Here is a 15,416-nt window from a genome sequence, read left to right as displayed (position 1 = left end):
TATCGTCCGGTTCCTTCCGGAATGCTGGCTTCAGCCATGTGCGAATGGCACGGCAAGATAGGTCTGCGCGTCTCCGCGTTGGACCAGTAGCAGAACGGATTTACGCCCTGCCTTTCCCGCCTGCGAAATCGCGGCCTTGGCGGCGCTTGCCGACTTCACCGCGGTCTGGTTGACCGACACGATCACATCCCCCACCTGCAGGCCGGCCTCGGCGGCAGGCTTCGACGGCGCGATGCTTTCAACCACCGTCCCGGTCTCGCCCTGCGGCAGGTTGAGAGCCTGACGAACGGCTGGCGTTATGTCCGCCAGACCAAGACCAATCATCGGCAGGGATTGCGATGACGCGTCGCCCTGCTGCTGACCATTATCGGTGGAGGGCTGCCCGCCGCTCTGGGTGTCGTTTCCACCCACGGTAATCAGGAGTTCCCTGCTTTCTCCCTGCCGCCAGACAGTGACATGCTCCTTCTGGCCGGGCGACAGATCGGCGACCATGCGCGACAGATCGCGCGGCGACTTGATCGCCTGTCCGCCAAGCGCGGTGATCACATCACCGGTCTTTATGCCGGCGCGGCCTGCGGGGGTATCGGCATCAACCTTGGCGACCAGCGCGCCTTCCGCTGCTGCCAGCCCGATCGCATTCGCCACATCCGGCGTCACCGGCTGGATCTGGACGCCGATGAAACCATGCTGGATCGAACCGTCCTTCATGAGACGGACGACGACATTCTGCGCCTGATCGGAAGGAATGGCGAAACCGACACCGACACTGCCGCCATTTGGCGAGTAGATGGCGGTGTTGATGCCGACCACCTTACCCTCGACATCGACCAGCGGGCCGCCGGAATTGCCGTGATTGATGGGCGCGTCGATCTGGATGAAATCGTCATAGGGTCCGCTGTGCAGATCGCGGCCGCGGGCGGAGACGATGCCGGCCGTGACCGTGGTGCCGATGCCGAACGGATTGCCGATGGCAAGGATCTGATCGCCGGCCTTGAGCCTGTCGGAATCACCCCAGGAGATGACCGGCAGGGGCTTCGGCGCCGTGATCTTGACGACGGCCAGATCCGATTTCGGGTCGGCGCCGACAAGCGTGGCGGGAAGCTCCGTACCGTCATCCAGCGTCACCTTGATGGCGGTGGCATTGTCGATGACATGATTGTTGGTGACGATATAGCCGTCCGGCGAGATGATGAAGCCCGAACCGAGCGCTTCCGCCTGCTGGGGCTGGCGTTGCTTGGGTTGTTGCTGCGGCATGGGAATACCCTGCTCGCCGAAGAACTGGCGGAACTGTTCCTCGAAGGGGGTGGCATCATCAGTCGCCTGCTCCTGCGTTTTCATTTCAGTGGTGATCGTCACCACCGCCGGCTTGTCGGAGGCGACGATCCCCGCGAAGGAACCGCCGGATGTTACCGGGCCGGGAACGGCCGATAATCCGGCCTGGGCGAAAGCGGGCGTGTTGTGCAGAAAGAGCGGCATTGCAAGCGGTGCGGCGACAAAGGCTGCGCCAAGCAAAGCTGCGATGTGATATCTGCGAAGAATAGTGGACATGATGTTTCTCCTTTCAAGGACATCCTCAAGGCCTTGGCCGTCAGGGGAGCAGGCAGGTCCGCTCTCCATGCATCCGGCCGGGCGCATGGTTTTTTGAATTTCCGATCGTTTCTTTCGAAATCCGCGCAACCCCAAGGGGTGATAATCTGGAAGGCCGGAGGGCGGGTTCGTGCCCCGTCACCGCTCTCCGGCACGGTCTTTGCCAGTCTTTCCGGTCCTTGCCGCACAAGGACGGGAAAGCCCCAGTCAGCTCATGCGGACGATGTTCCGGTCAAGTTGCCGGACTTCGCCCTGAAGGGTGGAAAATGCCTTCATGGGAATATGGCCATGATGCATGTCAGCCGTTTTCAGCGTCTGGGTGCGGATTGCGGATGATTGATTTTCGAGCCTGTTGAAAGCGCTTGCGCTCAGCCTGCCCTGCTGGCGTTCGAAGTCGATCCGGTGGTCGGCGACACGAAGCTCATGAAGTACACGGACCAGATGCGGCCTCTGCCCGTAAGCGGCAGGGGCGGTATAGTTCATGGACATGTTGTTCATGAACAGGTCGTCATCGTTATGGCGGAAGAAATGTCTCCCACCGCGGTCGAAATCATGAGAGCGATCGCTATGCATTCCACCCGAGCCGGAATGCTCGCCATGCGAATGTCCGGCCGCGAAAGCGCCGCCCGTGGCGGCCGCCAGAATGAAGGATGCTATTGTGACTGTCCTGAAAAGCGAGCGCATGGCACGCCTCCTTGTTCATCGCAGGCAAAGGCCCGCGAATCCGGCTGTCTCGCATCGTCGCGTCGCGATTCTCTTCAACCGCCGGCGACACTCAGCCTGGAAGAATATGTACTCCCGGGCGTGTATAGCGTCACGTTAATCTTCCGTAACGCGCAGGACATCTATTGTTAAGGCTGGGGAACTTGTCTTTGCCGGGCGGGCCGTCGTGGCGGCTCATGAAAGCCTGCGGAAACCACAAAAGAAAATTGGCGCAGGCGGAAATGGCGGTCTCCGGCCTGCGCCAGTCCTGCCGCAAGCGGCATGGGACAGCAATGTTTTCGTGATCTGTCCGAACCGGATTTTCACAACCACTGCTTTGCATCAGACACTATGGCCGGTCTCTTGCGCGAAACTTGTCTAGCTAAAATTAAATGTTCGAATATACCAACGCCCGACACCGAGGTGCCGGGCGTTGGTCGTTCTCCATCCGGGACTGAAGGTACTAAACCGGACGGAGACGTATCCTGACAAGGGCGGGCGGTGGATCGTCCGTCTTCAGCCTCCAAGGCTTTTGACTATTCGGCCTTTGCCATTTCACTGCGGATGATGGTTCTGAGATCATCGATCGGCTTCAATTCGTCGCCGTCCTCGAAGTGCCAGAACGTCCATCCGTTGCATGCGTCGAGACCCTGCACCTTCGCGCCGAGGCGGTGAATGGAGCCGGCGGTCCCGGCGGATGCCAGAGTACCATCGGCACGAATAATGGCGCTATAACGGCGTTTCACATCCGTCAGCACCTGGCCCGGGCGGACAAGCCCGCTTTCCACCAGCGTATTGAAGGCCACGCGCGGTTCGGCCTTCTTGCCGGTCATGACGGTCAGTTCCGCCTTGCCGAGCGGCTCGACGGCGGCGATGCGGGCGGAGGCCGCATCGATATAATCCTGTTCGCGCTCGATGCCGACGAAGTGGCGGCCGAGACGTTTCGCAACCGCACCCGTGGTGCCGGAGCCGAAGAACGGGTCGAGCACGATGTCGCCCGGCTTGGTGGAGGCCATGATGATGCGCGCCAGCAGCGCTTCCGGCTTCTGGGTGGGATGCACCTTCTTGCCATCGTCACCCTTCAGCCGCTCATGGCCGCTGCAGATCGGGAACAGCCAGTCGGAGCGCATCTGCACATCGTCATTGGAGGCCTTCAGCGCATCGTAGTTGAAGGTGTAGTTCTTGGCTTTCGGATCGCGGCTGGCCCAGATCATGGTCTCATGGGCGTTCTGGAACCGGCGACCCTTGAAATTAGGCATGGGGTTGGTCTTGCGCCAGACGATGTCGTTGAGGATCCAGAAATCGAGGTTCTGGAGCATGGAGCCGACGCGGAAGATATTGTGGTAGGAGCCGATGACCCAGATGGTGCCATTGGGCTTCAGCACACGGCGGCAGGCGAGCAGCCAGGCGCGGGTAAAGGCGTCATAAGCCTCGAAGGAGGCGAACTGGTCCCATTCGTCATCGACGGCATCGACCAGCGACTGATCGGGCCGGTGAAGCGTGCCGCCAAGCTGGAGATTATAGGGCGGATCGGCGAAAATCGCATCCACCGACTGGCTCGGGAGGGCATCCAAGGCAGCGACACAATCACCTTTGATGATGCTGTCTTTCCAGGCGTCACTCTCGCCCGCACGATCAAAACCGGCACGCCGAAAATCGGCCAGCGGAAAAACTGCTGCCATTGGTACTCGCTCCATACGCTTACTCTCTACTGATGCTTATGGTTACCGAAGATGGTTATCAAAGCCTGAACAAGTCACGGAAAATGCAAAATAAATGGCTGTCGAGGCGTGCATGGCGGATTTGCGCCGCCGCATGGGGAACCCGAAGTCCCGTAAAAACGTTGTGCACAACAGGTTGTCCTGTTGCGCATATCCATGCGGCAGGAAGGCCGGCAATAACGGGGGTAATCCGAATGGGGTCCATGATGCGAACGGCTTCTTTTTCAATGCATGTCGTTTCCGCCGTTCTTCTGGTGACGGCACTGCCGTCACCGTCGCGGGCGCAGCAGCCGGCACCGCAATTTAACGTCGTGACCGACGCTGTTCTTTTCGATGGCGGCCCCTCGCTCGGCAACAGCGACAAAGTGCGGTGGGATTTTTACAAGGCCGATCGGAACGGAGCGCGCACGGATGCCAATGCCGGCGGGTCCTATGACGCCACTTTCGAGGCGAAGCTGCCGGCGGGCAGATATGTCGGCGTCGCGGCGCTGGGAAATGTCACCCGCGAAATACCATTTGAGGTGAAGGACGGAAGCGTCGCAAGGCCGAAGGTTAATTTCGACGCGGCAGAACTGACGGTGGTGCCGAAGCGCAGCCCCGACAGCGATGTGGAAACGCAGACGAAGACCGAAATCACCAAGGGCGATTTCAAGGACAGCGTCTACGGCCAGAACACGGCCTTCGTGCCGGCAGGCGAAGTGCTCCTCACCGGCAGCATCGGCCCGGCACGCGCACAGGAAACGCTTGCCATCAAGGCCGGGGAAAAGATCAGCCACGAGCTCGTCATTCCGAGCGGCGTGGTCGTTGCCAAGGCGGTCTATGCGCAGGATGGCAAGGCGGTGGAGACGGACGATATCCGCTTCGAGGCGCTCTCGGCCAAGGAGACGCTGGACGGCACCCGCCAGACCATCAACGGCGTTTACGGCACCGGCAAGATCATGGAAATGCCGGCGGGCGATTTCGTGATGCGCGCCCGTCTGGGCAAAGTCACGGTCGAGCAGCCCTTTACCGTGACGGCCGGAAAACGCTCCGAAATCAACATCGACCTTAATGCGGGCGTTCTGGCAATCACGGCGCCGGGTGCCGAGCGGATCGACATCGTCGAAACGACCAAAGACCTTCAGGGCACGCAAAAGGAAATTTCCGGCCGGTACGGCACCCGGCATCAGGAGACCCTGCATCCCGGCGATTATTCGGTGAAGGTGAGCTACGACGAAAAGTCCGGTCGCGAGCCGAAGGAAATCAAGGCGACGGTCAAGGCCGCAGAGCGGACAGAGACGAACGTGCCGGAGTAGTCGTCTCGGCCCCCCCACCTCTCCTCCCTCATTCCTGTGCTCGTCACAGGAATCCAGTCGACGCGCGTCTGCGCGGCGGGAGGAGTCTTTTCAGCCCAAGGACTTGGGCTGGCTGGATTCCTGTGACGAGCACAGGAATGAGGGTGTGGGGGAATGTGGACCGTCACAGCTTCCGGCCGGACGATCCATATTTGGGCCTGAGCATCGGATGGCTGGAAAAATGCTTTTCGTGTTTGACCGTCATTTGCAGCGGCTCGCCAACTTTCACGCCGGCAAATCCTGACGCCGAGATGCGATCGCACAACCTGATCCACTGGCAACCGCGACAGGCCTGCCGGATATCTCCGGCGGCGAAAGCCATGCGCATCCTTGCCAAAAGATCCGGCGTCACCCGCAGCCGTTTGCCGGCGGTCAGTGTTTCGCCCAAAAGCGTCGAAACCGAAAGCCGGGCCGCCTCGTCCCTCTGCACTACGCCTTCGTTGAAACAGTGGGCATGGCTTTCGCACAAAAGGCCGATGCAGATATCGTCAGGGCCGTCCACCAGCTCGATATCTTCGTCGCCCGCATTCAGGCGAGCGGCGACACGGTCGTAATTTTCGACGAAGCCGGATGAATATCCCTTCCCCACATAGGTCAGCATGCAGAGAAGGTGATGCGGGCGCAGTCGAACCGTCACTGGCGGTGTTTCCCGGGCTGGAAAAGGGTCTGCGGACAGAGGGAGCGCAAGGCGGGACAGCCGAAAAATCCGCCCGGTGATTTCGCCGTCTCAACCGTCATCCATCTCCCCTTCCGCTGATCTTGTCGCGGACAGGATATCGATACCCGACTTTTTCGACGGAGTCCAAAAGGGCGAGCCGAGAGCCACCATGTGGAGCAAGTTGCGCTTGGCTTATCCGACGATCGCGAAGGCGTCGTGCATCGAGCCTGAAGAGGTGCGGATCGCCTTGCGGCCGATCCATTGCACGTGGCCGTCGAGGATGCGCACCGCCTCCTCGGCGCGGCCACCGCGAAGTGCGTCGAGGATTGCCCGGTGGTCGGTATCGGTGCGGCGCTCCCAGCCGGCCCGCCAGGCGGAAAACAGGAACCGGGCGCTCGCCGCATGCAGGCCGTCGATCGCCTCCATCAGGCGCGGCATGTCGCAGGGCGCGGTGATGAGGCGGTGGAAGCGGCGATTGGCCTCCTCCCAGTGCTGCACATCGACGGCGCTATCGCCTTCGAGTGTCGCGGCTTCCGCCTGGTCGAGAATGGCTGAAGTCATGTTGGGAATGGCGTGGCGCAGCGCCAGAACCTCGAGTGCCGCGCGCATTTCCGCGACTTCGCGCACATCGGTAAGGCCGAAATCCGCTACCCGCACACCCCGGCGTGGAATGCTCGCCGCCAGGCCCTGCGCTTCCAGCCTGCGGAACGCCTCACGCACGGGCACATGCGAGGCGCCGAATTCGGCAGCGATATGATCCTGCCTCAGCCGTTCACCCGGCGACAGTTCACCGCGAACGATGCGGTCGGCCAGAGTGCGGCTGATGCGTGCGGCAATGGTGTCTTCGGGCGTGGTTTTCACTGTCTTGGGCATAACATCCCTTAACGCATCTGGCGCGACTGTGTGTAGCGCTTTTTGCACGCGGCAGATGCGCAAAGCCGAATATTCGAAGCCGCGCAGTCGCTTGCCCGGCCGGCCAAGCTATGAGCCTGATGGGACCGACCCTTGCCGGGCAACCGGTTGAGCTTGGCGCAGACATGGTCTAAAAGCGCCGGCATCACTTTCTTCCAAGCAAATTCGATACAGGGAGCGCCCATGAGCGGCTTCGACCTCATTATTTTCGACTGTGACGGCGTTCTGGTCGATTCCGAAATCATCGCGGCGCAGGTGGAGTCCCGTCTTTTGACCGAGGCCGGTTATCCGATCTCCGTCGAGGAAATGGGCGAGCGCTTTGCCGGCATGACCTGGAAGAACATTCTTCTGCAGGTGGAAAGCGAAGCCAGCATTCCCCTCTCCGCCTCCCTGCTCGACAAATCCGAAAAGCTGCTCGACATGCGGCTGGAACGCGACGTGAAGATCATCGAGGGCGTCAAATTCGCCCTGTCTCGCCTGACGACGCCGCGCTGCATCTGCTCGAATGCCTCGAGCCACCGGCTCGACATGATGCTGACGAAAGTGGGCCTGAAGCCCTATTTCGCACCGCATATCTATTCCGCCAAGGATCTCGGTGCCGATCGCGTAAAGCCGAAGCCCGACATCTTCCTGCATGGCGCGGCACAGTTCGGCGTCTCCCCCGACCGCGTCGTCGTGGTCGAGGATTCCGTGCACGGCATCCATGGCGCGAGAGCCGCCGGTATGCGCGTCATCGGTTTCACCGGCGCATCCCACACCTATCCGAGCCATGCCGACCGGCTGACGGATGCGGGCGCCGAAACGGTGATCTCGCGCATGCAGGACCTGCCGGCCGTGATTGCGGCAATGGCGGAGTGGGAAGGCGCTTTTTGACGAGGTAGCTGTGGTTACATCCCAGACACAAAAGGAATTCGTACCCGGCCAAGGCTATACCGAAGCGGACTGGGATGCTGTCGACTTTCCCGAGATGTCGGATGGAGAGCTCGCAAATGCGCGCCCCGCCAGGGACGTTTTGCCGCCAGCTTTTTTTGAGGCTGTGGAGGAGTATCGAAACTCTCGTCGCCGCCCGTCGGCGGAGAAAGCAACGGCTGTGGGAAAACCCTCCGCTTAAAACGCATGGAAAGTCGTAGACTTCTCCTCCGTCATGCCGGACTTGATCCGGCATCCAGTCACGGCGCGTCTGCGCCGTGAGAAGAGTCTTTTGCGATCAATGACTTGATCGCGCTGGACCCCGGATCAAGTCCGGGGTGACGGAATTCGCACCTTTGCGCGCAATCAGAACCGAAGCCTGCCGAGCAGCCTCCGGTTTTTACATTTCGCCCGTCAAATCACCGGCGCTTGGTCTTTGCCTTGGCGCTCTCGCCGCCGAAGCCGATATAGACGCTGACCGACTTCGGTGCGCCGCCCGGACCGTTGGGAATGGCCACGTGGTCGTTGTTGAAAATGAACTGCGTGCCGGCTCCGCCTGCCGGGACATCGATGGCGAAATTGGTCGTTTCGCCGTAGATTTCGCCGTCGCCATCCTTCACCGTCACGCGGATCGGAACCGTCACGCGGCCGGGCTTCGCCATCGGGCCGGGAACGAGACGACCCTGCGCCAGCACGTTCACCGTCAGCGTGGCTTCGTTTGCGGTGCATGAGCGCGTCGTGTCTGACAGCGAGACCTGATAGGCGAGTTTCTGCGGGTCGTCCTTGGCGCCGCCGGCATAGACCCGGTGAACGGCGTTGGCGTCGAGAACCGTCACGGTCGGGCAGTTGGCCTGCACCACCGGGGTGACGGCATTGGCCTGCGCGGCCGGAGGGTTGACGGCAAGCGAGTCCGACGGATTGGAGGAATTGCATCCTGCAACAACGGCCAGAAGCGACATCGCGGCGGACAAACGCAAGAAATTCCCTGACACTCTTCTAATTCCTCTCCATTGTCCCGGAACAGAACCGGAGACGCTGTTTATTGACCTTTCACGCAGGTTGGCGATGGTCTATAGCAGCGACGCCGGAAAAAATCGATTGGCATGTTCGGTTTTGCTTGAATTTTCAAAAAAGCCCTTCATTACCTCGCCAATCGCCTCATTTCCGTGAGACGCTGCTGAAGAAGAAGCCGATGACCGGCACCGGACAAGGGACTATCTCGTGAAATATGTATCGACCAGGGGTGCGGCCCCTTCGCTTGGTTTCTGCGACGCGCTTCTGGCGGGCCTTGGCCGTGACGGCGGGCTTTACGTGCCGCGCGAATGGCCGTCCATGTCGAAGAAGGAAATCCGCAACCTGCGCGGCAAATCCTATCAGGACATCGCGTTTGAGGTTCTCTATCGTTTCACCGGCGGTGAAATTCCGGCCGACAAGTTCAAGGCGATGATCGACGACGCCTATTCGACCTTCCGCCATCCGGCCGTGGCACCGCTGACGCAGACCGGCCCAAACACCTACGTGCTGGAGCTTTTCCACGGCACCACGCTCGCCTTCAAGGACGTGGCGATGCAGCTTCTCGCCCGCCTGATGGATTATACGCTGGCTGAGCGTGGCGAGCGCGCCACCATTGTCGGCGCCACCTCCGGCGACACGGGCGGCGCAGCCATCGACGCCTTTGCCGGGCGCGAGCGCACCGACATCTTCATCCTTTTCCCCAATGGCAAGGTCTCTCCGGTACAGCAGCGCCAGATGACGACCTCGACAGCATCCAACGTGCATGCGCTGGCGATCAACGGCAATTTCGACGATTGCCAGAACCTCGTCAAAGAAATGTTCAACGATGCGAAGTTCCGCGACGGCGTGAAGCTTTCCGGCGTCAACTCCATCAACTGGGCGCGCATCATGGCGCAGGTCGTGTATTATTTCACGGCGTCCCTGTCGCTCGGCGGTCCCGACCGGAAGATTTCCTTCACCGTTCCAACCGGCAATTTCGGTGATATCTTCGCCGGTTACGTCGCCAAGAAGATGGGCCTGCCGATCGACAAGCTCGTCATCGCCACCAATGACAACGACATTCTGGCGCGCACGCTGAAGACCGGCCGTTACGAGATGCGCGGCGTCAAGCCCACCACCTCGCCTTCGATGGACATCCAGATTTCTTCCAACTTCGAGCGTCTGCTGTTTGAAGCCTATGGCCGCGATTCCTCTGCGGTAAAGGCGTCCATGGACGGCCTCAAGCAATCCGGCGCATTTGAAATTCCGCCGCATGCGCTGAAATTCATCAAAAAGGATTTCCGTGCCGGTCGTGCCACCGAGAAGCAGGTGGCGGCGACGATCCGCGATACGCTTGAAAAGACCGGTTACCTGATCGACCCGCATACGGCCACCGGTGTTTTCGTGGCGGAAAAGCACGAAAAGGCGTCCAGCCCGATGGTGGTCCTGTCTACCGCCCATCCGGCTAAATTCCCGGCCGCCGTAAAATCCGCTTGCGCAATCGAGCCTGCGCTTCCAGTATGGTTAGCTGACATTATGAACCGGGAGGAGCGTTTCGACATTCTGGATGCAGAGCTGAAAGCCGTGGAAACCTTCATCGGCAGCCATGCACGCGCCGGCAAATAGAGACGCGGAAAGACGTTGAGTATGAGAGTTAATGTGACCCGGCTTTCATCCGGGTTGACCGTTGTCACGGAAAAAATGCCACATCTCGAAAGCGTTGCTCTTGGGGTGTGGATCAAATCCGGTTCCCGCAACGAGACGACTGCCGAGCACGGCATCGCCCATCTTCTCGAACATATGGCCTTCAAAGGTACGGCGCGCCGCACCGCCCGGCAGATCGCCGAGGAGATCGAAAATGTCGGCGGCGAAGTCAACGCCGCGACATCGACGGAAACAACCTCCTATTATGCGCGCGTCCTGAAAGACCACGTCCCCCTCGCGGTCGATATCCTTGCCGATATTCTGACGGAATCGCTCTTCGACGAAGACGAGCTGGAGCGGGAGAAAAACGTCATTCTCCAGGAAATCGGTGCCGCAACCGATACGCCTGACGATGTGATCTTCGACAATTTCTCCGGCGTCGCCTATCGCGACCAGACCATCGGCCGCCCGATCCTCGGCACGCCGGAAACCGTGCAATCCTTCACCACCGGCCAGATCAGGCACTATCTCGCCCGCAACTACACGACGGATCGCATCTTCGTCGTGGCGGCCGGTGCCGTCGATCACGATAGCTTCGTCAAGCAGGTGGAAGAACGTTTCGCCTCGCTGCCGCAGCTGCCAGCCGCCACGCCGGTTCTCGAAAAGGCGATCTATACCGGCGGGGAAATCCGCGAGACTCGCGACCTCATGGACGCGCAGGTGCTTCTCGGCTTCGAGGGCAAGGCCTATCACGCCCGTGATTTCTATTGTTCGCAGATCCTCGCCAATATCCTGGGCGGCGGCATGTCATCGCGGCTGTTTCAGGAAGTGCGTGAAGCGCGCGGTCTTTGTTATTCTGTCTATGCCTTCCATTGGGGTTTTTCAGATACCGGCATCTTCGGCGTGCATGCGGCCACCGGCGGCAACGACCTGCCGGAACTGGTGCCGGTCATTCTGGAGGAATTGCGCAAGTCGTCGCAGACCATCCATCAGGAAGAAATCGACCGCGCCCGCGCGCAGATCCGCGCGCAGCTGCTGATGGGGCAGGAAAGCCCGGCCGCCCGCGCCGGCCAGATGGCGCGGCAGATGATGCTTTACGGCCGACCCATCCCCAATGAGGAGATGATGGAGCGCCTCGAGCACATCACGCAGGACCGCCTGACCGATCTTGCAGGACGGCTGTTTTTCGATACAGTTCCGACATTGTCCGCAATTGGCCCGCTCGAACATCTGCCGCCTCTTTCAGACATTACTGCCGCGCTTTCTGCGCAGCAGCCTGCAAGGATAAAGGCGAACGGCTGAGGGTGGCGGTTTTTTCCGCACAGGGATGGTGAATGCTGCGTTTTCTTTCCCGACATAATGACACGCCCGAACTGCGCAGCGCCGACCATCTTCTCAGACTGCCGCGCTATGGCGATTTCAGGCAGTGGCACGTTCTGCGGTCGGAAAGCCGGCAGTTTCTCCAGCCCTGGGAACCCACCTGGCGCCCGGACGAATTGACGGAAGGCTCCTTCCGGATGCGCGTGGTGCGCAACGGTCAGGAGTTTTCCTCCGGCACCGCCGTTTCGTTTCTGCTGTTCGAAAAGGAGACCCTGCTGGTGGGCGGCATCACCATCGGTTACATCCGCCGGGGCGCCGCGCAAAGCTGCATGATCGGCTACTGGACAGGCGAACGCCACGCGGCACAAGGCCATATGTCTGCCGCATTAAAATTGGTAATACCCTACATCTTCAACGGACTTCAGTTGCACCGTATCGAGGCAGCCTGTATTCCGGAAAACTTCAAAAGCATCCGGCTTCTCGAAAATGCCGGGTTCCAGCGGGAAGGTCTCTTGCGGGAATATCTGAAAATCAATGGCCAATGGCGGGATCATATGATGTTTTCCCTTCTTGCCGACAAGCAAAGCTCCGGCGGAACGAAGTACGATACATGACCTACAATCACACTGCGCCGTGCTCGTCGAAACGTCTGGCGGCAATCGCACTGGCTGCGCCGTTTTTCCTGCTGTTCCTGCTTTTTGCTTCCTATTCCTACGCCTTCGAGCCGGTGAAGATTTCCCGTGACGACACGGCGCTTGATCTGACCGCGACCACCGATATCTATGCCAATCAGGGCGAGGCCTTTCAGGTCTCCACCGCGCCCGGCCCCGATGGCATCCGCCGCCGTATCGAGGTGCGCGCCAGTTCCACGGACCACCAGGGCGACTGGGCGGTCTTTGCGCTCGCCAATGTCTCCGAAGAGCAGCTGGAGCGCGTCATCGTCGCCCCGCATTTCCGTCTGGTGAACTCGAAACTGTTCTGGCCCGATCTCGGCTCGCAGCGCATCATCGCGATCACGCCGAGCGAAGGTTTTGCGCTGGACCGGCAGCCAAGCCCGGATGCCGACGTGTTCCGCATCACGCTCAATCCCGGCTCCGTCATCACCTTCGTCGCCGAGCTTTCCACGCCGCAGCTGCCACAGATCTATCTGTGGGAACCGGAAGCCTACAAGGACACGATCAACGCATTCACGCTTTATCGCGGCATCGTGCTCGGCATTGCCGGTCTGCTGGCCGTGCTCTTGACCATTCTGTTCGTGGTCAAGGGAACCTCCGTTTTGCCCGCTTCCGCCGCACTCGCCTGGGCGGTGCTCGCCTATATCTGCGTCGATTTCGGCTTCCTTGAAAAGCTCATCACCGTCACATCCAGCGACCAGCGAATATGGAGGGCGGGCGCCGAAGTGGCGCTCGCCTCCAGCTTCGTGGTCTTCCTGTTCACCTATCTCAATCTCAACCGCTGGCACGCGCATCTGGGTTACGCGACCTTCGCCTGGGTGGTGGGTCTGGCGCTGCTGTTCGGCGTCGCGATCTACGATCCTTCGGTTGCGTCGGGCATCGCCCGCGTGTCCTTCGCGCTCACCGCAACGGCCGGTATCGCGCTCATCATCTATCTCGGCTTCAACCGTTACGACCGGGCTATCCTGCTCGTTCCGTCCTGGGCGCTCATCCTCGTCTGGCTGTTCGGCAGCTGGCTGACGGTGACTGGGCAATTGGACAACGACATCGTGCAACCGGCACTCGGCGGTGGACTGGTGCTGATCGTGCTTCTGATCGGCTTCACCGTCATCCAGCATGCCTTTGCCGGCAGCGCCTATCAGCAGGGCCTGTTCTCTGACCTCGAACGCCAGTCGCTGGCGCTGACAGGCAGCGGTGATACCGTGTGGGACTGGGACGTGACGCGTGACCGGATCGTCACCACGCCCGACATTTCCAACCGGCTGGGACTGGAACCCGGCACCATGCATGGTGCTGCGCGCAACTGGCTGCCGCGCCTGCATCCGGATGATCGCGACCGGTTCAAGGCGACGCTCGACGTGCTGCTCGACCACCGCAAGGGCCGCCTCAACCACGAATTCCGCATTCGCGCCGAAGATGGGCATTTCCACTGGCTGCAAATCCGCGCCCGTCCGGTTCTCGGCTCCAACGGCGAAATCATCCGCTGCGTCGGCACGATTACCGACATTACCGAACAGAAGAATTCGGTCGAGCGGCTGTTGCAGGATGCGATGAACGACAATCTGACCGGACTTCCGAACCGGCAGGTTTTCCTCGACCGCCTGCAATCGATCCTCAACCTTTCTCCCGACAGCGAGGGCGTGCGCCCGACCGTGATGGCGATCGATATCGACCGCTACAAGCTGGTCAACGATACGCTCGGCATTGCCGCGGGGGATAATATTCTCATCGCGCTGACGCGGCGTCTGCGCCGCCTGTTGAAACCGCAGGATACGCTGGCGCGCCTCGGTGGCGATGAGTTCGGCCTGATCCTGACCTCCGAGCGCGATCCGCAGCGTGTGGCGGATTTCGCCGATGCGGTGAACAAAGCGATCATGGTGCCGATCAATTTCGCCAATCGCGAAATCATCCTCACCGCCTCCATCGGCCTTGTCTCGTGGATCGACCAGCAGGAAAGTGCGGCCGGTCTGCTCAGCGATGCGGAGCTGGCCATGTACCGCGCCAAGCGCGCCGGCGGTAACCGCGTCGAGCCGTTCCGCCCCGCCTTCCGCACTTCCGGCACCGACCGGTTGCAGATGGAAAGCGACCTTCGCCGCGCCATCGAGCGCAAGGAGCTGTCGCTCGCCTATCAGCCGATCGTCAAGCTTGACGATGGCGAGCTCGCCGGTTTCGAAGCGCTGATGCGCTGGGAACATCCCAAGCGCGGCAATATTCCGCCGAGCGAGTTCATTCCCATCGCGGAAGCCTCCGGCCTGATCGAGCCGCTCGGCATGTTCGCACTGGAGCGGGCGGCGACCGATCTGATGGACTGGCAGCACGCCATCGAGAAGATGCCGATCTTCATCTCCGTCAATATTTCCAGCGCGCAATTGCTGAACAACGAATTGTACAACGACGTGCGCAGCATGCTCACGCGCACGCGCTGCAATCCGCAGCAATTGAAGCTGGAACTGACGGAATCCGTGGTGATGGAGAACCCGGAACAGGCGCGGCTGGTGCTTTCCAAGCTGAAGGAAACGGGCTTGAGCCTCGCCATGGACGATTTCGGCACCGGCTATTCGTCGCTTGCCTATCTCACCCGCTTCCCCTTCGACACGATCAAGCTCGACAAGGCGCTGGTGGCCAATACCAGCGACAAGCGCAACGTGCTCCTGCGCTCCGTTATCGCCATGGCCCGCGCGCTTGACATGCAGGTGGTGGCGGAAGGCATCGAGACGCCGGAAGATGCGGCGGAATTGTCGCGCATGAATTGCCATTTTGGCCAGAGCTTCCTGTTCGGCACACCCGTGTCAGGCGATGCCGCGCTGAAGCTTCTGCGGGAGCGGTTCCAGCCGACAAAGCGGGCTTCGTAAGGGGATGGGGTGCAGCAGCGCGCTCCCCGTCCCTTTCTCCCTCCCCCTAACGCGAGCTCATCCTCTGGATTGACCCGAGGATCCATTGTCGCGGGTGGTTGTGGATCCTC

At 60.7% G+C, this 15,416-nt stretch carries 12 protein-coding genes; 6 read left to right on the top strand and 6 right to left on the bottom strand.

What is annotated here, in order from left to right; genetic code table 11:
• Window positions 1-30 precede the first annotated feature (30 nt).
• From JZY08_RS02445 to JZY08_RS02435, 3 genes are all read right to left on the bottom strand, one after another.
• Window positions 31-1,548 (bottom strand): DegQ family serine endoprotease, encoded by a 1,518-nt coding sequence (locus JZY08_RS02445; RefSeq protein ID WP_216330888.1) that lies wholly within the window; start codon window positions 1,546-1,548, stop codon window positions 31-33.
• A 246-nt stretch (window positions 1,549-1,794) separates the two neighbouring features.
• Entirely contained in the window at window positions 1,795-2,271 is a 477-nt protein-coding gene (locus tag JZY08_RS02440) for a hypothetical protein (protein WP_216330886.1), read from the bottom strand.
• A 554-nt stretch (window positions 2,272-2,825) separates the two neighbouring features.
• On the bottom strand, window positions 2,826-3,971 hold the full coding sequence (locus tag JZY08_RS02435; RefSeq protein ID WP_003494284.1) for a site-specific DNA-methyltransferase: 1,146 nt from the start codon (window positions 3,969-3,971) through the stop codon (window positions 2,826-2,828).
• 233 nt (window positions 3,972-4,204) lie between these two features.
• Here JZY08_RS02435 and JZY08_RS02430 point away from each other — a divergent pair, with 233 nt between their 5' ends.
• A complete protein-coding gene (locus JZY08_RS02430; protein ID WP_216330884.1) occupies window positions 4,205-5,305 on the top strand; it encodes a hypothetical protein in 1,101 nt (366 codons plus the stop codon).
• 163 nt (window positions 5,306-5,468) lie between these two features.
• Here the strand turns inward: JZY08_RS02430 and JZY08_RS02425 are convergent, their stop codons facing one another.
• Window positions 5,469-5,945, bottom strand: a complete 477-nt coding sequence (locus JZY08_RS02425; protein WP_216331493.1) for a DUF1284 domain-containing protein — start codon at window positions 5,943-5,945, stop codon at window positions 5,469-5,471.
• A gap of 249 nt (window positions 5,946-6,194) precedes the next feature.
• Window positions 6,195-6,875 carry a GntR family transcriptional regulator gene (locus tag JZY08_RS02420; protein ID WP_216330882.1) on the bottom strand — a complete coding sequence of 227 codons (681 nt, stop codon included), beginning with the start codon at window positions 6,873-6,875 and terminating at the stop codon, window positions 6,195-6,197.
• Between the two features lie 222 nt (window positions 6,876-7,097).
• On the opposite strand from JZY08_RS02420, the gene JZY08_RS02415 reads away from it, so the two are divergent.
• Window positions 7,098-7,787 (top strand): HAD family hydrolase, encoded by a 690-nt coding sequence (locus JZY08_RS02415; RefSeq protein ID WP_216330880.1) that lies wholly within the window; start codon window positions 7,098-7,100, stop codon window positions 7,785-7,787.
• Window positions 7,788-8,242: 455 nt separating this feature from the next.
• Here the strand turns inward: JZY08_RS02415 and JZY08_RS02410 are convergent, their stop codons facing one another.
• Complete coding sequence (locus JZY08_RS02410; protein ID WP_167377515.1) at window positions 8,243-8,782, bottom strand: PilZ domain-containing protein; 540 nt, start codon at window positions 8,780-8,782, stop codon at window positions 8,243-8,245.
• Between the two features lie 262 nt (window positions 8,783-9,044).
• Between JZY08_RS02410 and thrC the strand changes: the two genes are divergently transcribed.
• The 4 genes from thrC to JZY08_RS02390 are packed head-to-tail and all read left to right on the top strand — an operon-like array spanning window position 9,045 to window position 15,306.
• Window positions 9,045-10,442, top strand: coding sequence for a threonine synthase (gene thrC / locus JZY08_RS02405; RefSeq protein ID WP_216330879.1), 1,398 nt, complete (start codon window positions 9,045-9,047; stop codon window positions 10,440-10,442).
• 21 nt (window positions 10,443-10,463) lie between these two features.
• Window positions 10,464-11,762, top strand: coding sequence for a pitrilysin family protein (locus tag JZY08_RS02400; RefSeq protein ID WP_216331492.1), 1,299 nt, complete (start codon window positions 10,464-10,466; stop codon window positions 11,760-11,762).
• Between the two features lie 32 nt (window positions 11,763-11,794).
• The gene (locus tag JZY08_RS02395; RefSeq protein WP_216330877.1) at window positions 11,795-12,394 is read left to right on the top strand and encodes a GNAT family protein; all 600 of its coding nucleotides are present in this window, start codon (window positions 11,795-11,797) and stop codon (window positions 12,392-12,394) included.
• Entirely contained in the window at window positions 12,391-15,306 is a 2,916-nt protein-coding gene (locus JZY08_RS02390) for an EAL domain-containing protein (RefSeq protein WP_082183863.1), read from the top strand. The genes JZY08_RS02395 and JZY08_RS02390 overlap by 4 nt, the downstream gene beginning before the upstream one ends.
• The last annotated feature ends 110 nt before the right edge of the window (window positions 15,307-15,416 follow it).

The organism is Rhizobium sp. X9 (assembly GCF_018873185.1).
Taxonomy (GTDB): domain Bacteria; phylum Pseudomonadota; class Alphaproteobacteria; order Rhizobiales; family Rhizobiaceae; genus Agrobacterium; species Agrobacterium oryzihabitans.
This window is presented reverse-complemented; position numbering and strand designations above follow the sequence as displayed.